An 18,361-nucleotide genomic window follows, 5' to 3' on the forward strand; every position below is an offset into this window, starting at 1 on the left:
CTGGGTTTCGCGATCCCGGCTCGTCGCTCCGCAACGTCCGGGATGACGCTTGTTCGTTAACCGACCGAGCCTTCCAGCGAGATCGAGATCAGCTTCTGCGCCTCGACCGCGAACTCCATGGGGAGCTGCTGCAGCACGTCCTTCACGAAGCCGTTCACGATGAGCGCCGTCGCCTCCTCTGCCGAGAGGCCGCGCTGCTGGCAGTAGAACATCTGATCTTCGGAGATCTTCGATGTCGTTGCCTCGTGCTCAAACACGGCAGTGGCGTTCTTCGACTCGATGTAAGGCACCGTGTGCGCGCCGCACTGGTTGCCGATGAGGAGCGAGTCGCAGTTCGTGAAGTTGCGCGCGCCGGTCGCCTTGCGGTGGGCCGAGACCAGGCCACGATAGGTGTTCTCGGAGCGGCCGGCCGCAATACCCTTCGAGATGATCCGGCTCTTGGTGTTCTTGCCCAGATGGATCATCTTGGTGCCGGAATCGACCTGTTGCATGCCGTTCGACACGGCAATCGAGTAGAACTCCCCGCGGGAATTGTCGCCGCGCAGGATGCAGGATGGGTACTTCCAGGTGATCGCGGAACCCGTCTCCACCTGGGTCCAGGTGATGACCGAGTTCTTGCCCCGGCAATCGCCGCGCTTGGTCACGAAGTTGTAGATGCCGCCCTTCCCTTGAGCATCGCCCGGATACCAGTTCTGGACCGTGGAATACTTGATCTCGGCATCATCCAACGCGATCAGCTCGACAACCGCAGCGTGAAGCTGGTTCTCGTCGCGCTTCGGGGCCGTACAGCCTTCGAGGTACGACACGTAGGAGCCCTTGTCGGCGATGATCAGGGTCCGCTCGAACTGGCCCGTGTTCTTCTCGTTGATGCGGAAGTAGGTCGACAGCTCCATCGGGCAGCGCACGCCCGGTGGGATGTAGACGAACGAACCGTCCGTGAAGACCGCCGAGTTCAGGGTCGCAAAGAAGTTGTCCGTCACCGGCACAACCGTGCCGAGGTACTGGCGAACGAGGTCAGGATACTCCCGGATCGCCTCTGAGATCGGCATGAAGATCACGCCGGCCTTGGCGAGCTCTGCCTTGAAGGTCGTGGCGACCGACACGGAATCGAACACCGCGTCCACGGCGACACGGCGCTGAGGCTCGACGCCAGCCAGGATCTCCTGCTCGCGCAGCGGGATGCCGAGCTTCTCATAGGTCCTGAGAATCTCCGGGTCGACCTCATCGAGGGATTTCGGCGCCTGGTTCATCTTCGGCGCGGCGTAGTAATAGATGTCGTTGTAGTCGATCTTGTCGTAGGACACCCGCGCCCAGTTCGGCTCCTTCATGGTGAGCCAGCGCTTATAGGCATCAAGACGCCACTGGAGCATCCACTCGGGCTCGCCCTTCTTGGCCGAGATAAAGCGGATCACGTCCTCGGAGAGACCCCTCGGGGACTTCTCCATTTCGACTTCGGTCTCGAAGCCGTACTTGTACTGATCGACGTCAATCAGACGGACCTGATCGATCGTTTCCTGCACTGCAGGCATGTGTCTCTCCCACCGCTCACGGTTTCAAGGACCGCGGGTTGATGACCTGGAATGCGAAGCGAGGCCTTTTCAGGCTGCGCTCGCCTTCCGCTTATATAAGGTGCCGACCACTCTTTCGCACGCCTCCGCAAAGCGGATCACGTCCTCTTTCGTGGTCGACCACCCCAAACTCACGCGCAAAACGCCCTCGCCGAGGGCCGGCTCCACGCCCATGGCGTCGAGCACATGTGACCGCTTGACCTTTCCGGACGAGCAGGCCGAACCGGAGGACAGGGCCACCCCTGCCAGGTCGAAGGCGATCAATGCCGTCTCAGCCTTGAGGCCGGGTATGGCAAAGGCCAAGGTATTAGGCAACCGCTCAGCTTGCGCACCCACAACAACCGCATCCGGGGCGATCCGGCGGACCTGCGTCTCGGCCTCGTCCCTGAGGGCCCGAAGCCGTCCGGCCTCCTGCTCCAAGCTCGCCAAAGCGATCTCGGCCGCAGCGCCGAAGCCTGCAACGGCCGCCACGTTCTCCGTGCCGGCCCTGAAACCCTTCTCCTGTCCGCCACCCCGGATCAGCTTCTCGGCAATCTCGAACTGGTCGGAGGCGAGGACCACAGCGCCGATTCCCTTCGGCCCGCCGATCTTGTGGGCCGAGAGGGTGAGCACATCGACCCCGAGCTCGGCCATGCCGAACGGGATCCTGCCGGCAGCCTGCACGGCATCCGTATGGATCAGGCCACCGTGCTCGTGAACAAGCCGAGCCGCCTCGGCCACCGGCTGGAGCACGCCGATCTCGTTGTTGGCCAGTTGGATCGTGACCAGGGCGAGCTCATCGCCAGCCTTCTGGAGGTGAGCTTCGAGCCAGGTCAGGTCGAGGATCCCGTTGGAATCCACCGGGATGATTTCGACTGAGGCCGCCGGGAAGCGGTGTCCGCTTAGCACGCAGGGATGCTCGGTCGCTCCGACCAGGAGCTTGACCGCGCCGTTCTGACCCAAACGCCTGAACCCCGGTGTCAGAACGAGATTCGCAGCTTCGGTTCCGCCACTGGTGAAGACGACGTTCTTCGCCCTCGTGCCCACGAGACGGGCCACCTGCTCGCGGGCCCTCTCGATGGCGGCGCGGGCGGCGCGGCCCTCGGCATGAACAGAAGAGGCATTTCCGGGAAGCTGGAAGGCGCGCAGCACGACCTCGGCCACCTCCGGCCGCAGGGGCGAGGTTGCATTATGGTCAAGATATGTGCGCTGGCTTGCCGCCATAGCTGTCGTGAGCCTCACGAAATTCTTGCAATCGACCCTGGTTGCCGTGCTAAAGCACCGCAACCACATCTGTCCGATGTCTCGTCCGAGGGCCGAAGCCACCCGGATCAAATGAAACATTGGAACAATTTAGAATAGTTCTAAGGGTTCTTTTATGAGGATCCGCGGCCTGAAGTCAAGGTCGTCACAGGTTTTCCCTCTCCTGATAGGGAGGTGAGCAAGAGGTTCGCGTCTATGCCTGAAGTCATCTTTACGGGTCCTGCCGGTCGCATCGAGGGGCGCTATCAGCCTGCCAAGGAAAAGGGCGCTCCCATCGCCATCATCCTGCACCCGCACCCGCAATTCGGCGGGACGATGAACAACCAGATCGTCTACAATCTGTACTATGACTTCGCGAAGCGCGGCTTCTCGGTCCTGCGGTTCAACTTCCGCGGCGTGGGCCGCAGCCAGGGCGCCTTCGACCACGGCCAAGGAGAGCTCTCGGATGCCGCCTCTGCCCTCGACTGGGCCCAGTCGATGAATCCGGATGCTCGCGCCTGCTGGATTGCCGGCGTGTCCTTTGGCTCCTGGATCGGCATGCAGCTCCTCATGCGCCGCCCGGAAATCGAGGGCTTCATCTCTATCGCCGCCATGGCAAATCGCTACGACTTCTCGTTCCTTGCCCCCTGCCCATCCTCCGGCCTCTTCGTGCACGGCTCGGAAGATCGCGTGGCTCCGGTCAAGGACGTGGTCAGCGTCATCGAGAAGGTGAAGACCCAGAAGGGCGTAAAACTCGAACACGCTGTGATCGAGGGCGCCAACCACTTCTTCGACGGCAAGGTCGACGAGCTGATGGTGTCCGTCGACGAGTATCTGAACAAGCGCCTCGGCAATGCCGAGGAAGCAGCATAGATCTGCCGTCTATTTCCAAGGTCCCAACAGCAAAGGGCCGGCGCTTGTGGCGCCGGCCCTTTGCTTGTCCGTGACTTGATCTTCCAGCCTAGCGCTTACAGTCAGAGCAGGGCGAAGCTGGAGGCGGACAAGGCCAGCCCCTTGCCGAGCGTGGCAAACTGTATCTGAACCGCGCCGCCCACACCGTCCGTATCGTACGACAGGGCACCCGTCGCGCTATTGTACACCAGACGGTGGTCCCAGGTCGTGGCCGCAGACCCGTAGGTGAACTGCCAGGAGTATACCGAGGCTTGGTTGGCAAAGGCCGTGAATGTGTTGCGCGTCAACTGCAAGACATCCGAGCCTGTCGTGAAGTCGTTGACAATGTCGACGTTCGACGCGCTCAAGGCTGTATCGAAGCGGAAGGTGTCCGAGCCGTTGCCGCCGGTGAGCCAATCCGAGCCCGCGCCACCGACCAAGAGGTCATTGCCCTCGCCGCCCGATAGGTAGTCGCCATCGCCAAGGCCATCGAGCATGTCATTGCCCCAGTGCCCGAACAACTCGTTGTAGCCGCTATTGCCGGTGAGCACGTCGGCATAGGACGAGCCGCCCAGGCCCTCGATCTCGAAGTACATGTCGCCGGCGGCGTCGCCGGTGTTGCCGGACGAATTCGACAGGTTCGCCGTCACCCCTGCCGTGGCCGAGTAGTAGGTGGCAAAGTCATAGCCGGCCCCGCCATACATCCAGTCGCCGCCGCCGCGCCCTTCCAGAGAATCCCAGCCGCCATTGCCATAGAGCTCGTTGGCAGCATGGCTGCCGACAAGCTCGTCGTTGTAGACCGAGCCGCTGAGGCCTTCGATCGACACATAGCTGTCGCCGGCGGCATCGCCCGTGTTGCGCCATGCGTTTAGCAGGTCGACCACCACCCCGGATGTCGCCGTGTGGTACTCGGCATAGTCGAAGCCGTTGCCGCCATCGAGCACGTCAGCCCCTGCACCGCCAACCAGATTGTCGTTGCTGTCGCCGGCATAGAGCCGGTCGTCGCCGGAGAGGCCGGAGAGCATGTCCTCGCCCCAGCCGCCATAGATGGTGTTGTTGATGGCATTGCCGGTGAGCCGGTCGGCGTAGTTCGAGCCGTAGATACCCTCGACGCCCTCGTAGCTGTCGCCAGCAGCTTCACCGGTGTTCTGCGATGCATCGGACAGGTTGGCGGTCACCCCCGTGGTGTAGGCCACAAAGTCGGTGCCGGCGCCGCCGATCAGCCAGTCGCCGTCAGCGCCACCCTCGAGCACGTCGTCACCACCACCGCCGACGATGTAGTCGCGGCCACCAAGACCATAGAGCTTATCATTGCCCTCATGGCCGTAGAGGTTGTTGCCGTCCCAATTGCCGGTCAGTGTGTCGTTAAACCGTGAGCCGCCCAGCGCCTCGATGCTGCTGTAGACGTCGCCTGCCGCCTCGCCGGTGTTCGCACCGGCATTCGACAGGTTGGCCACCACGGCTCCGGACGCATGGTAGTAGCTCGCAAAATCATAACCAATGCCGCCGCGCAGAACGTCTGCACCGGAACCACCCAGAAGGTCATCGTCTCCTGCTCCACCTTCCAGCGTATCGCTGCCGGCACCGCCGAGGATTTCGTCCCTTCCATCCATTCCCTGAAGGACGTTGTTGGCCTGATTACCCAGAATTCTGTCGTTACCGCTGCCGCCAATAGCATTTTCTATAAGCGAACGACTATCGCCCTTGTACTGGAAAGCATTGTAAACGTTGCCGTTAACCTTGGTATAGTCTGTTCTATCCGCGAGTTGGTTATTCTGTGTGAAGCGTGAAACTCCACCAGGAGCAAGATCGATCAGCGCATCGCTGGAATAATTGGACATATCGTAGGTGTCATTACCGCCACCATCCCAGATCGTCAGGAAGATCCGCGCCTTCTCTGTCATTCCTTGGCTCACGCCATCGATGTACATCTCACCAGTTGTCGAATTCCAGCGGTAGCTGGTATTCCCGCTGTTAGAGGTGAAGTCGGCACCATACATCGCCTGAAGAGCAGCAATATCGTACTGCATGAACGTCTGCGGGGCGTCCTTGGTGTCCTTGTATGACATCACCGTATACTCTGTAGAGTCACGGAAGGCAGACATCCTTGGCAAGCCGTCTGCGGAATCGTGAGAATGCTTCAGGCCGAGCGAATGCCCGAGCTCATGCATCGTCAGCAGATAAGCGGCAGTTCCCTTCTTGAAATTGGAATATGCCCCTGTATCCAGCCAAGTATCGCCGCTATATACGGGCACTCCGGGATAATAACCGTGGCTACGGGTAATCACTGAACCAGGCTGGAACCCTGCTACTTGAATGTTCGCATCGTCCCGACCTGCATAGGCAATGCCAGTATTCACGTAGCCCGCTACAGACGCCATGACAGCGTGAACAGCATCTTCATTCTCAGACGATAAACGCTTGAACCCAGAAGCACTCGGGTTAACCCACTCATAATCATCTCGAGAATCGGGCAGGGAATACGTGATGGTCGCCCCGCTCCACTTTGAACCAGTCATCAGAGCATTGACGTCAGCGTCACTGTGATTTGGTATGAAGTACTGCGCGCCCCAAAAATTATGGGATGGGAAGAGGGTTCCCATGACCGAGAAGAACTTCAGAGGCAGACCTGAAATATTGTCGGAGATCCAGTTCCAGGCGTTGTCGGCTGCATTGCCAAGCCACTCGCCTGCGTCCTCGACCGCACCGACAAGCCAGTCGCCTGCACCTCTGACAGCATCCGAGAACCATGACATGGGAGACTACCTTAATTTAATAATATTACATTAGCATATGGTACGGCCCAGCTTTGTCAATAAACTATACAAATAATAGGATTAAAAGTCTATGAAAAGTGTACGATTAGCGGCAGTCTAAGCATCACTGCGCAATCATGCTCTAGTTGTATGCATAGCGGGGCCGTCAGGCAGAGTCCTAAGAGACAAGCTCCCAGCGCCAGCAAAAAATCGTGAAATCCTGTGTCGAAGCTGGTACAGGACCGCTTCACTTCTGACCAAGATCGATCGAGAGAGACGCGATGAACGCGCCAAATTCCGACTTCCTGAAGGTGCTCACCGAGCGGGGCTTCATTCACCAGACCTCGGACTTCGAGGGGGTGGATACGACTGCCCTCGAAAACCGGCTCACCACCTATGTGGGCTATGATTGCACCGGCCCGTCCCTCCATGTGGGACATCTGCTCTCGATCATGATGCTGCACTGGCTGCAGAAGACCGGCGCCGGAAAGCCGATCACCCTCATGGGCGGCGGCACGACCCGGGTGGGCGATCCTTCGGGCAAGGACGAGAGCCGCAAGCTGCTCACCGTCGAGCAGATTGAGGCCAATAAGGACAGCATCAGGACCGTCTTCTCGCGCTTCATCTCCTTCGGCGACGGCAAGGCCGATGCGATGATGGTCGACAATGCCGAGTGGCTCACCAAGCTCAACTACATCGAGTTCCTGCGCGATGTAGGCCGGCACTTCTCCGTCAACCGGATGCTGTCCTTTGACAGCGTGAAGCTGCGCCTCGACCGGGAGCACGAGCTGTCGTTCCTGGAGTTCAACTACATGATCCTCCAGGCCTACGACTTCGTGGAGCTTAACAAGCGCTACGGCTGCATCCTGCAGATGGGCGGCTCGGATCAGTGGGGCAACATCATCAACGGGATCGATCTCGGCCGCCGCCTCGGCACGCCGCAGCTCTACGCCGTCACCTGCCCTCTGTTGACGACGGCGTCGGGCGCAAAGATGGGCAAGACGGCCTCCGGGGCGGTCTGGCTCAACGCCGACATGCTGAGCCCCTACGATTACTGGCAGTTCTGGCGCAATACCGAGGATGCGGATGTGGGCCGCTTCCTGAAGCTCTTCACGATCCTGCCCATGGATGAGATCGCCCGGCTCGAGGCACTCCAGGGCGCCGATATCAACGAGGCCAAGAAGGTTCTCGCCACGGAGGCAACCGCCCTCCTCCACGGCCGCGAAGCCGCGGAGCTTGCGGCCGAGACTGCCCGCAAGACATTCGAGCAGGGCGCGCTGGCGGAGAGCCTGCCTACGGTCGAGATCCCGTCCAACGTGCTCGAAGGCGGGCTTGGCGTGCTGGCGGCCTTCGGGCCTGACTACGCCAAGCTGCTGCCGTCATCGAGTGAGGCGCGCCGTCAGGTCAAGAGCGGCGGCCTCAAGGTCAACGACCAGACGGTCTCGGACGAGCGCGGGACCTTGAGCCTGTCGGATGTCACAGCTGAGGGCGTGATCAAGCTCTCCTTCGGCAAGAAGAAGCACGTTCTCCTTCGCGCCGTATAAGCCTTTAACGATCGGAAGCCGTCGGCAGCGATCCTGTTTGCGGCTCCCTCTCGGCTCCCACGCCAAAGAGCTTGCGCAGGAAGCCTGGAGCCACCGCCGAGAGAGGATTGACCGACAAAGACGGTGCGCTCGCCTGCCCGTTCAGGCGGAAATTGACTGCGAAGAGCCCCTCGTTCTGTCCGCCGCCCAGCAGCGGTCCGAACAGCGGCACCTGGGCGAAGACGTTGTTGAGCCCATAGGCCGGCACGAAGGTTCCCGAGACATCGAGACGGTCGCGGGCATAGTCGATGAACCCGCCCAGGGTGAAGCCGATCTGGTTGCCCCATATGGCCGCGTCCTTGAAGTCGAGACGACCTGACGTACGCGTGAACTCGAGCCGCGCCTTGGTGAACTGAATCTCATTGACGTCCACGCGGACCAGTTGCGGTTTTCCGGCCTGGTCGCGCCCAGCGACGACCTGGGTCTGGGTCGGGATGATGCGGCGCAGGGCCGGTTCGTTGACGAGCGCAAAGGAGTGCATGATCACATGCCCGGCCTGAGGCTCGTCTCCCGTGGAGAGCTGCAGGATGAGATTGCCGCGCGACATGCGCTTGTAGATGTCGGTGAACCGCAGGAGCGCGCCCGCATCCTCCGCCTGGATGATCACCACCGGACTGCCGCCGCTCTGAGGAATGGTGCGACCGAGGATGTCGGTTGCGCCGAGGCGTCCCTTCAGGTCCAGCTGGCGCAGGCTGTCCTTGCGCATGGACGCCTTGACGGAGGCGTTTGTGATCGCCTCCTCGTTGAAGCCGGTCAGGATGTTGAGGCTCAGGTCGAGGTCGAAATCCTTGATGTCCTTACTCGTCGCCCCGTTGCGCCCGCTTGAGGGAGTTGTGCCGCCGCCTTTCACGAAAGGCCGCGCATCGCCCACATTGCCCCGGATCGTGACCTTGTAGACCCCGTTGGAGCGCTCGATCTGAGCGCGCATGTCGTCACCGGGTGAGAGCTTGAAGGTCGAGAGCTCCGCCTTGTCCAGGCCGCCCTCGTTGTTAAGCGTAGCATGGCCCCGCAGCTGGACATTGCCGCTGTCGAGTTGCAGATCCCGGATCTCGCTTGTCGGCCCATCGACCATAGTGAAGGTGAGCTTGCCCGGCCTGCCGACCGGCTTCACCCAGCCCGGCACGAGCTGATCGATGCCGGCCTTGGCCAAGTCCGCCTCGACATTGATGACGGACGGCGCATTCTCGCCCAAAGGGAGGCTTGCCTTGAGACCGACGGTGCCGGTGAGCTGTGAGCCGAAGGACAACCCGCGCCGATTGCGGGCGGCCTCGTCGAGGGAGAAGGCCACACTGGCCTGCCCGCCCTGCCGGTTCTTCTGGAGATCGATAGCAGCCGCGCTGCCGGCGAGCTTGCCGTTGCCTTTGACGGAGAGATCGCCCCGATCATAGGCGATGGTCAGGTCGGCGCCCTCCAGGCGATCCTTGCCGAAGAAACCGTCGACGCCGAAATCGCCGATCGTTCCGCCGACCTTCAGCGGCAGGTCCTTGAACTCAGGGATAGCATGGATGGGCAGGCCGATGCCGACTCGCAGATCCGTCTTGCCCTTCATGGTAGCAGGATCGATGTTGAACCCCGCGATCTCCTTGATCCGCGGCTCCAGCAGCAGCGCGCCCAAACCGTCTGCGCCTCCGGTGAGGCGGAAATCGATGCGCGCCGCCCCAGCGTCGTTCCAGTAATTGTCCAGGACAAAGGCGCCCTCGGAGGCTGACAGGGACCGATTGCTCGCCATCTGAACGAGCCCGGTCGGAGCGCGAACGAGGACCTTTGTTCCGGTGACCTGACCGGTCGCGTTCATGCCAGAGATCGGCGGGAGGCCTTCGTCGACCTGCAACGTGCCATTGGAAACCGCGAAATCGATCTTCAGGGATTCATCGGGTGTCGGACCTCCGGTCAACGCCTTCTCGATGTCGGCACCGGTCATCGCTACCTTGAGTTCGATAGAGTCGAGCATCCCGGCCTTCAGACGGGACACCAGATACCGCCGGACCGGCGGCGCTACGGCCTCGGGCCAAACCCGCAGGGCCGAGCGGATCTCGGTTTTCTCGGCCTGAACGTCCAGCTTCAGCGCCTTCGGATCGATAGTAGCTGCCAACAGGCCGCTGACGCGGGCGGACAGCTCCGGGCCTTTTAACGTGATGCCGTTGATCCTGACACCATCGTGTCCGGAGAGATCGGCCGTAAACTCGCTGACCTGCAAAGGCCTGTCCCCAGCGGCAGCTCCCGACCAAGTGATGTCCCGCCCCCCCAGGCTCAGGCGCCAGGGGTTGTTCCCATTGGCCGCCTGCAGGCGGCCATGCAGGCGCAGGTTCGTCTCCCCGCCCCTCGCCTCGATGCGTTGGAGCTCAAGGGCTTTCGCGGGCTCGTCCCAATGCGCCTCGATAAAAGCCTTCTCGACCGGGAACGGAGATGTATCCGGATCCTGGATCTGGATCGTGCCGGGACTGCTCTCGAGCCGCGTCTTCAGTTCCGTGACCCGCCCGTCGGCAAAAGCCATGTCGAACCGGCCTGAGAACTCAAGATCCGTAGTCGCAGGCACGTCGGAGGCTCCGGAGAGCAGCAAAATATCCGTGATCGGCGCCCGCTCGGCCACGATGCTGGCCCGGTATGAATCCTTGCCCTCCACCGTGGCATCGCCGTTCAGCTGCCAGGGCCCTTGCGGTCCCTCGACCGTTGCGGCGAACTGCCGCCCGCCGTTCTCCGTCCAGTCGAAAGCGGCGTCGACGCGCTTGTAGCGCGCCCGCTCGCGACCGTCCGCATCGATGAAGATCAAGCGCGCATTGGTCAGCTGGGCCTGGTTGAGGGAGTTCAGAACGCTTCCGGGACCGACGATGAGTTCGAGCAGCGATCCGACGGTACCGGACACGGGAGAAGGCCCGTTGACGTCACGGGCCATCGACGCAGCCGCCTCCTTGGAGGGCTCCGGTACGGCGGAGGTGGGCTGGGCGCTCTCCCCTTCGGTCTCTTGCACGGGCGAGAAGGAGAGCGAGCCGTCCCGGTTCACCCGGACCCTCAATTGCAGGTCTCGGACCTCGACGGCCTTCGGCTGAAGATTGGCCGTCAGCAGCGAGCTTAGGTCCACGCTCAGGATGGCATAGGGCGCCCGGAGCACGAGCTCGCCGCCGGGGGCTCGGATATCGAGGCCGTTCGCCCGGAGTGCCGGCGAGCCGTCATGCAGCTCGATCGCCGTATTGCGCAGCGTCACATTCCAGCCGGGCCCGATCCGGGCCGCCAGCGCCTCCGCGACCCGCTCGGGCAGGCGCCCGAAGCTCATGGGAGCAGCCGACAGGCGTAGGTAGAGAAGACCGAAGGCGGCAGTCAGGAATACAAGCAACCCGAGCTTCACATAGAGAGTGCCACGTAACACGCGCCGAAATAGGTTTCGCTTGGCCGGGTCTCGCCGGGACAACGTGTTACGAAAGGGTAACTTCATTCTTGTGATGTTTGACGATCCGGTTCTTGCGCATGGGCGCCATTCAAGGGAATCAAGAGGTGTGACCTTAACCGCCTCGGGAGCATCCCGCGACTGTTTCCCCTTCAGTCGTGCACACCAGAGGTTTCCAAACAGTACATTCCGCCAAAAGGAAGGCGTTTCATGTCCCTTACTATTGGAACCAGGGCTCCGGCCTTCCTCCTGCCTGCGACAGATGGTCGGGAGATCGGCCTCGACGGGATCAAGGGCCGCAAGGTCGTGCTCTACTTCTACCCGAAGGACGACACCAGCGGCTGCACCCTGGAGGCCCAGAACTTCCAGTCACTGAAAGCCGAGTTTGCGGCTGCAGATACGGAAATCGTGGGTGTCTCGCCCGACAGCTTGAAGAGCCACGACAAGTTCCGTGCCAAGTATGGCCTGGACTTCACCCTCGCGTCCGACGAGGCCACGGCCATGCTGCAGGCCTACGGCGTCTGGGTGGAGAAGAGCATGTATGGCCGCAAGTACATGGGCGTCGAGCGCACCACAGTGCTGATCGACCGGGGCGGCACAATCGCTCAGTTCTGGACCAAAGTGAAGGTGCCGGGCCATGCCGAGGAGGTGCTGAAGGCCGCCCAGGCGCTCCGCTAGCGACAGGATGGCTCATTGCGGCCACATATGACAATATTCCATAGTAACATTATCCGTCAGCCCATCCAGCCTGAGTAGAAATCCCTGATGTCCAACCATACAGCCATTCTCTCCGGCCAGAGCTGGAACGCCTACTCTTCGCTGAAGACCGGCAAGAAGCCCATCTTCCTCACCTATAGCTTCAACACTTTGTCCTGGGGGGCGTCGAAATTCGGCGCCGCTGACAAGGCCATGGCGCAGAAAGCCTTGAAGATGTGGGGAGATGCCTGCGGCATTCGGTTTCTCGAGGTCAAGAAAGGTGATGCAGAACTGAAGTTCCAGTGGGATTGGACTTGGCAGGACGCCAGCGGTTGGGCCGAGTTCCCGGAACTCACCCGAGACAGCTTCGACGGTTGGACGGACCAAGAGCGATATGAAAGCGGCGGCAACATCTACCTGAACAGCCGCTACCGCTCGGAACTCTCGCAAAGTTACAATTTCAAGCTCTATGTGATCCTTCACGAGATCGGTCACGCGCTGGGCCTCAAGCATCCCTTCCACAAGATGCCGCACAACAAGAAGCTGCTGGGCTCAGACCTCGACAACGTCAAGCACACCGTCATGAGCTACACGGGAGCCGATCTCAAAATGGGGGCCGTCCAACTCGGGGCATTAGACATAGAGGCTATTCGCGCCCTCTACGGCAACCCTTCGCAGGATGGGCGCCAAGTGGCGAAATGGAGCTGGAGCAAGACCAAGGAAACGCTGTCTCAGATCGGCAAGAGCAAGGCGGACACCATCTATGGCGTCAACGCTAAAGACATCATCAAAGGCGCCAACGGGAACGACAAGCTTTACGGTTTTGCCGGAGATGACTTTCTGTACGGGGGAAGTGGCAACGACGTCCTGAGCGGCGGAGAGGACGACGACGATCTGTATGGAGACTCCGGCGACGATGTTCTGAGAGGTGGAATCGGCGACGACCTGCTGCAGGGCGCTACAGGCAACGACAACCTCGGTGGCGGGTATGGCAATGACACCCTATACGGTGACTTCGGCAACGATGTCCTCAAGGGTGATGGAAGCAATGACACCCTGCACGGGGGCGCAGGCAGCGACAATCTGGACGGCGGGGATGACGATGACACTCTGAACGGAGACATCGACAACGACATCCTGAGCGGAGGAGATGGCAACGACATCCTGCAAGGTGGCGACGGCGCCGATAACCTGGATGGTGGTTTCGAGAACGACACGCTCCAGGGCGGCGCAGGCAACGATGTCCTGACAGGCGGCGAAGGCAGCGATCGGTTCGTTTTCGATACCTGGTTCAACGGCGTCGACAACATCGACTGGATCGTTGATTTCGACAACGGCTGGGATTCAGATACGATCGTCCTGTCCTCGACGGTCTTCACCACCCTCACGCAAGGCGTCTTGCTCTATGAGGCCTTCGTGGAAGGAGTAATCGCCGTGGAGGCGGATGACAGGATCCTCTTCGACTACAACGGACGATCCCTCTCCTATGATCCAGACGGCTCCGGCCCCAATGCTGCTTTGCGCTTTGCGCAATTCACGCAAACGGTGACGATCAACTCCTACGACTTCCTAATCGTGTAGATCTGACCGCGATGGCAAAGGCCCACTCGATCGAGTGGGCCTTTTTGTTTCAACTGATGGTCCCAACTTTATCCTGCACGCCTGCCAATGGCCTGATGGACAAGAACAATTATCGCGGGGAAGCATCAAGCCAGTTCGAGATTTGCTCGATAATACTGTGCATGCCTGCCACTGAATCGGCGACGTGCCCCGGTTTTTCGAGCCCATGGTCGAAACCGGGCAGCAGGATGACCTCCGCTCCTCTGGCGCGGGCTGCCTCGACATATTTCTCCTCGTAATGCGGGTCTTCTGTGCCCAGCACGATAAGAGACCGTTGGGGACAGCGTGCCATGCCTTCGAGCACACCGTGGGTTTTGAAGCCTGGTGTCAGCCAGATGAGATCGGCGGAAGCCAGCTTGGGCTCATCAGGAGCAACCGCCGCCATCGCAGCGGTCCCCAGCGATTTCCCGACGAGGGTGAAATGCTCATATTGTCCAAGAGCGAACACAGCTGCCATAGCAGCCCGGGCATCGGCTCCAATCCAGGCGATCTTGCCCTCCTCGGGCAATCCCATGAACTCGGGGATTTGATCGTAGGTATAATTGACTGAGAGGACGTCATAGCCGCGCGCCAGCAGAAGTTGCCGTGGATAATAGAGCGCCGGCATGGTGTTGCGGTAGGTCAGTCCCGGAAAGAACACCGCAAGACGAGAGTTTCGTTCATCCAGCCTGATCAGGCTGTTCGGGATGGAGACGCCATCGCGACCCTGAATATCGATTTTGTCCTGCTTCATGAAACGGTTCCGCGGTCGCAGTCCTGCACCTTAGCAACAGAACTGCGACCGCAGAAAGAGCCGTCTTAATCGATATCCTCGACCTCATCGGCGCCGCCATAGACGCGCTGGGCGAGCGAGGCTTCCATGAAGGGGTCGAGGTCGCCGTCGAGCACGTCCTGCGGAGCGGTCGACTGGGTTCCCGTGCGCAGGTCCTTCACCATCTGGTAGGGCTGCAGCACGTAGGAGCGGATCTGGTGGCCCCAGCCGATGTCGGTCTTGGCTGCCGCCTCCGCACTGGCCTTCTCCTCGCGCTTCTTCAGCTCGGCCTCGTAGAGGCGGGCGCGCAGCATGTTCCAGGCAGTGGCCCGGTTCTTGTGCTGGGAGCGCTCCTGCTGGCAGGCCACCACGATGCCGCTCGGGATATGCGTGATGCGCACAGCCGAATCGGTGGTGTTCACGTGCTGGCCGCCCGCACCCGAGGAGCGAAACGTGTCGATCCGGCAGTCGGATTCCTTGATCTCGATGTTGATGCGGTCGTCGACCACCGGATAGACCCATACCGACGCGAAGCTCGTGTGACGGCGGGCGTTCGAGTCGTAAGGAGAGATGCGCACGAGGCGATGCACGCCGGACTCGGTCTTGAGCCAGCCATAGGCATTGAGGCCCTTGATCAGGAGCGTGGCGCTCTTGATGCCGGCCTCCTCGCCGTCGGTGATTTCGAGAAGCTCGACCTTGTACTTCCGGCGCTCGGCCCAGCGGGCATACATGCGCTGGAGCATGTTGGCCCAGTCCTGGCTTTCCGTGCCGCCGGCGCCCGAATGCACTTCCACATAGGTGTCGTTGGCATCGGCCTCGCCCGAGAGCAGGGTCTCGACCTGACGGCGGGCGGCCTCGGCCTGGAGGGCGCGGATGACTTCCTCGCCTTCCTTGATCGTGGCCTCGTCGTCCTCGGCGTCGCCGAGCTCGATCAACGTGATGGCGTCTTCAAGCTCCTGGTCGAGACGCTTCACGGCAGAGATCTGGTCTTCGAGCGAGGTGCGCTCGCGCATGATCTTCTGCGCGGCCTCCGCGTCGTTCCAGAGGTTGGGATCTTCGGCCTGGGCGTTCAGTTCCGCGAGGCGGCGCTGGGCTGTATCCCAGTCAAAGATGCCTCCTCAGCAGCCCGACTGACTGCTTGGTCTCTTCTACGAGATGTTGGATTTCGGCGCGCATTGTTCCGTTCGTTCTGTCCTGGCTGTGATCACGGCGTCTTAGAGCATCGGACCTCAAAGGGGAATGCACTTTGAGATGCCGGCCTGCATGAGCTGTTCCACGGAAGTCCTGCGGCTTGGCCTCAGGACTTCCGCTTCGCATGATGTAGATGGTGCCGATATGGCGGTGGCTGCCGGTCAGTACAATCCGCCGGGTGCCGCCCCTCCCGCCTGCCGGGGAGCCCCCGGTGCGCCTTGGTACTCGACCTGCGGCGTTTCCTCCGGCTCGGGCGCCACGAACTCGGGCGGAGACTGTCCCGGCTTGAAGGCCTCGAGGATCGTGCCTCCACCCTCGCCGCCGGCGCGGGTGCCGGTCGAGGCGTTGACGCGGATGAGCTTGATGCCAGCAGGCACGCGGAACGGCGTCGCAGGCTTGTCCTTCAGGGCCATCTGCATGAAGTCGCGGAACACCGGCGCGGCGTACTGGCCTGCCGTTGCCGCATTGCCGAGCGACTTCGGCTGGTCGTAGCCGAGGAACACCCCGACTGCGAGATCGGGCGAGAAGCCCATGAACCACACGTCTTTTGCGTCGTTGCTGGTGCCGGTCTTGCCCGCGAGCGGCTTGCCGACAGCCTTGACCGTCTGGGCCGTGCCGCGTTGGACCACGCCTTCGAGGATCGAGGTCATCTGATAGGCGGTCAGCGGATCGAGCACCTGCTCGCGGTTTTCCGTGAGCTTGGGCGCAGCGCCGCCGTCCCATTTCTCGGCATTGCAGTTCGCGCATTTGCGGTCGTCGTGGCGGTAGATCGTCCGGCCGTTGCGGTCCTGGATCTGATCGATCAGGGTCGGCTTGATGCGCCGGCCACCGTTGACGAACATGGAATAGGCAGCCGTCATACGCATGACCGTCGTCTCGCCGGCCCCCAGGGACATGGAGAGCAGCGGCAGCATGTCGTCGGACACGCCGAAGCGGCGGGCATATTCGGCCACCATCGGCATCCCGATCTCGTTCGAGAGGCGAACCGTCATCAGGTTCTTCGAGTGCTCGACGCCATAGCGGAGCGTGCGCAGTCCGGCAGACTTTCCGTCGAAGTTCTTCGGCGCCCATGCCTCCTGGCCCGGCCCCATGTCGAGCACGAAGGGCGAGTCCATGATCGTGCTTGAGGGCGTATAGCCGTTGTCGAGGGCCGTCGCGTAGACGATCGGCTTGAACGAGGAGCCCGGCTGGCGCATCGCCTGGATGGCCCGGTTGAACTCGCTCTGGTCGTAGGAGAAGCCGCCCACCATGGCGTGAACGCGGCCCGTGTACGGATCCATGGCCACGATGGCGCCGGAGATCTCGGGGATCTGGCGCAGGCGGAACTGGCCTTCCTTGTCCGCCAGGGGCTCCACATAGACCACGTCGCCGACAGCGACGGCCTTGTCCACGGTGCGCCGGGTCCATCGAGCGCCCTCAGCCGTGACGGTGCCGGTTTCCCGCTCCTTCACGACTTGGCCGGATGCCTCCCGCCGGGGCTGCAGCCCGACCTTGGCCTGCCCGCGCGCAACCTCCAGCACGACCGCGAGGCGCCACGGCTGGATGTCACCGAGAATCGGCACCTCGGACAGGGCCAAGCCCCATTCGCGGCCGGCCAGATCGATCTTCTGCTGGGCGCCGCGCCAGCCGCGCGCTTCGTCAAAACGCACCAGGTTATCCACCAGGGCCTTGCGGGCCATGGCCTGCATCTTGGGGTCGAGGGTCGAGCGGATCAGCAGGCCGCCCTCGTAGAGGGATTCCTCGCCGTAGCGCTCGGCGATGTCGCGGCGCACGCCTTCGGCGAAATAGCCCGACGCGATGCTGTTCGGCGAGACCATCCTGGGCTTGACGTTGAGCGGTTCCTTCTGGGCCTCAGCTGCCGCTTCCTGCGAGATATAGCCGTTGACGGCCATGCGCTCGATCACCCAGTTCCGGCGCTCAAGGGCAGCCTTGCGCTGGCGGAACGGATGGTAATTGTTCGGCCCCTTGGGCAGAGCGGCGATGTAAGCGGCCTCGGCGATGGTCAGCTCGTGAATCGACTTGCCGAAATAGTCGAGCGCCGCGGCGGCTATGCCGTGCAGATTGCGCCCCGGGGTCAGGGTGCCGAGGAAGATCTCGTTGAGATAGAGCTCGAGGATCTTGTCCTTCGAGAAGGTCGATTCCATGCGCAGCGCGATCAGCGCCTCGCGGATCTTGCGCTCGTAGCTGCGCTCGTTGCCGACCAGGAAGTTCTTGGCGACCTGCTGGGTGATGGTGGAGGCGCCCTGCTCTCGCGCCCCGCCCGAGCGCAGGTTGATCACGACAGCACGCATCAGCCCTTCCGGGTCGATGCCTGGATGCTTGTAGAAATTCTTGTCCTCGGCCGACAGGAAGGCTCCGATAACAAGCTTGGGCACGGAGTCGATCGGCACATAGAGTCGGCGCTCACGGGCATATTCGGCGATCAGGCTGCCATCAGACGCGTGGATGCGGGTCATCACCGGCGGCTCGTAAGTCTCAAGCTGAGCGTGATCCGGCAAGTCCTTCGAATAGAACCAGAATCCATAGGCGAGCCCGACAGCGCCGATCAGGAAGAAGATCGCTCCAACGCTGAAGAGAAAGCCGAAAAATCGTAGGACAAACCGCATCCGAAGGTATTCCATGACGGCGCCTTCAGGCGCCCGTTTATGTCAATCTTGAAACGCGGACCCTCGTTAGCCGATGAATCGCGCCCCCGCTACGGG

The 18,361-nt window shown here is 61.6% G+C and carries 11 protein-coding genes and 1 pseudogene; 4 read left to right on the top strand and 8 right to left on the bottom strand.

What is annotated here, in order from left to right; all coding sequences use genetic code 11:
• Window positions 1–56: 56 nt before the first annotated feature.
• Both sufB and VB618_RS16470 read right to left on the bottom strand, forming a co-directional pair.
• Window positions 57–1,529 (bottom strand): Fe-S cluster assembly protein SufB, encoded by a 1,473-nt coding sequence (sufB, locus tag VB618_RS16465; RefSeq protein WP_329797804.1) that lies wholly within the window; start codon window positions 1,527–1,529, stop codon window positions 57–59.
• A 69-nt stretch (window positions 1,530–1,598) separates the two neighbouring features.
• Entirely contained in the window at window positions 1,599–2,771 is a 1,173-nt protein-coding gene (locus VB618_RS16470; RefSeq protein ID WP_329797872.1) for a cysteine desulfurase family protein, read from the bottom strand.
• Between the two features lie 234 nt (window positions 2,772–3,005).
• Between VB618_RS16470 and VB618_RS16475 the strand changes: the two genes are divergently transcribed.
• Window positions 3,006–3,662 carry an alpha/beta hydrolase gene (locus VB618_RS16475; RefSeq protein ID WP_329797805.1) on the top strand — a complete coding sequence of 219 codons (657 nt, stop codon included), beginning with the start codon at window positions 3,006–3,008 and terminating at the stop codon, window positions 3,660–3,662.
• Window positions 3,663–3,763: 101 nt separating this feature from the next.
• Here the strand turns inward: VB618_RS16475 and VB618_RS16480 are convergent, their stop codons facing one another.
• Together VB618_RS16480 and VB618_RS19820 are read right to left on the bottom strand one after the other, a co-directional pair.
• A complete protein-coding gene (locus VB618_RS16480; RefSeq protein WP_329797873.1) occupies window positions 3,764–5,749 on the bottom strand; it encodes a calcium-binding protein in 1,986 nt (661 codons plus the stop codon).
• A 54-nt stretch (window positions 5,750–5,803) separates the two neighbouring features.
• A pseudogene (locus tag VB618_RS19820) lies at window positions 5,804–6,436 on the bottom strand (matrixin family metalloprotease); the annotation flags it as partial.
• A gap of 281 nt (window positions 6,437–6,717) precedes the next feature.
• On the opposite strand from VB618_RS19820, the gene tyrS reads away from it, so the two are divergent.
• Window positions 6,718–7,980 carry a tyrosine--tRNA ligase gene (gene tyrS, locus VB618_RS16485; RefSeq protein ID WP_329797806.1) on the top strand — a complete coding sequence of 421 codons (1,263 nt, stop codon included), beginning with the start codon at window positions 6,718–6,720 and terminating at the stop codon, window positions 7,978–7,980.
• 4 nt (window positions 7,981–7,984) lie between these two features.
• Here tyrS and VB618_RS16490 read toward each other — a convergent pair whose 3' ends face one another.
• Complete coding sequence (locus tag VB618_RS16490) at window positions 7,985–11,383, bottom strand: YhdP family protein (RefSeq protein WP_329797807.1); 3,399 nt, start codon at window positions 11,381–11,383, stop codon at window positions 7,985–7,987.
• Between the two features lie 228 nt (window positions 11,384–11,611).
• Here VB618_RS16490 and VB618_RS16495 point away from each other — a divergent pair, with 228 nt between their 5' ends.
• Window positions 11,612–12,079 carry a peroxiredoxin gene (locus VB618_RS16495; RefSeq protein ID WP_329797808.1) on the top strand — a complete coding sequence of 156 codons (468 nt, stop codon included), beginning with the start codon at window positions 11,612–11,614 and terminating at the stop codon, window positions 12,077–12,079.
• Window positions 12,080–12,166: 87 nt separating this feature from the next.
• Window positions 12,167–13,678 carry a matrixin family metalloprotease gene (locus tag VB618_RS16500; RefSeq protein ID WP_329797809.1) on the top strand — a complete coding sequence of 504 codons (1,512 nt, stop codon included), beginning with the start codon at window positions 12,167–12,169 and terminating at the stop codon, window positions 13,676–13,678.
• Window positions 13,679–13,787: 109 nt separating this feature from the next.
• Here the strand turns inward: VB618_RS16500 and VB618_RS16505 are convergent, their stop codons facing one another.
• The 3 genes from VB618_RS16505 to VB618_RS16515 form a co-directional block, all read right to left on the bottom strand.
• On the bottom strand, window positions 13,788–14,450 hold the full coding sequence (locus VB618_RS16505) for a hypothetical protein (RefSeq protein ID WP_329797810.1): 663 nt from the start codon (window positions 14,448–14,450) through the stop codon (window positions 13,788–13,790).
• Between the two features lie 65 nt (window positions 14,451–14,515).
• A protein-coding gene (gene prfB / locus VB618_RS16510; protein ID WP_329797811.1) for a peptide chain release factor 2 occupies window positions 14,516–15,644 on the bottom strand; the annotation gives its coding sequence in 2 pieces (ribosomal slippage) (window positions 14,516–15,574 and window positions 15,576–15,644; 1,128 coding nt in all).
• Window positions 15,645–15,820: 176 nt separating this feature from the next.
• Window positions 15,821–18,265 (bottom strand): penicillin-binding protein 1A, encoded by a 2,445-nt coding sequence (locus tag VB618_RS16515; protein WP_329797874.1) that lies wholly within the window; start codon window positions 18,263–18,265, stop codon window positions 15,821–15,823.
• Between the last annotated feature and the right edge of the window lie 96 nt (window positions 18,266–18,361).

The organism is Microvirga sp. CF3062, assembly GCF_036314045.1.
Lineage (GTDB): Bacteria > Pseudomonadota > Alphaproteobacteria > Rhizobiales > Beijerinckiaceae > Microvirga.

Coding starts and splice junctions, on each gene's coding strand:
- sufB (WP_329797804.1), bottom strand. CDS start 1,529: ATGCCTGCAGTGCAGGAAACGATCGATCAGGTCCGTCTGATTGACGTC.
- VB618_RS16470 (WP_329797872.1), bottom strand. CDS start 2,771: ATGGCGGCAAGCCAGCGCACATATCTTGACCATAATGCAACCTCGCCC.
- VB618_RS16475 (WP_329797805.1), top strand. CDS start 3,006: ATGCCTGAAGTCATCTTTACGGGTCCTGCCGGTCGCATCGAGGGGCGC.
- VB618_RS16480 (WP_329797873.1), bottom strand. CDS start 5,749: ATGTCATACAAGGACACCAAGGACGCCCCGCAGACGTTCATGCAGTAC.
- tyrS (WP_329797806.1), top strand. CDS start 6,718: ATGAACGCGCCAAATTCCGACTTCCTGAAGGTGCTCACCGAGCGGGGC.
- VB618_RS16495 (WP_329797808.1), top strand. CDS start 11,612: ATGTCCCTTACTATTGGAACCAGGGCTCCGGCCTTCCTCCTGCCTGCG.
- VB618_RS16500 (WP_329797809.1), top strand. CDS start 12,167: ATGTCCAACCATACAGCCATTCTCTCCGGCCAGAGCTGGAACGCCTAC.
- VB618_RS16505 (WP_329797810.1), bottom strand. CDS start 14,450: ATGAAGCAGGACAAAATCGATATTCAGGGTCGCGATGGCGTCTCCATC.
- VB618_RS16515 (WP_329797874.1), bottom strand. CDS start 18,265: ATGCGGTTTGTCCTACGATTTTTCGGCTTTCTCTTCAGCGTTGGAGCG.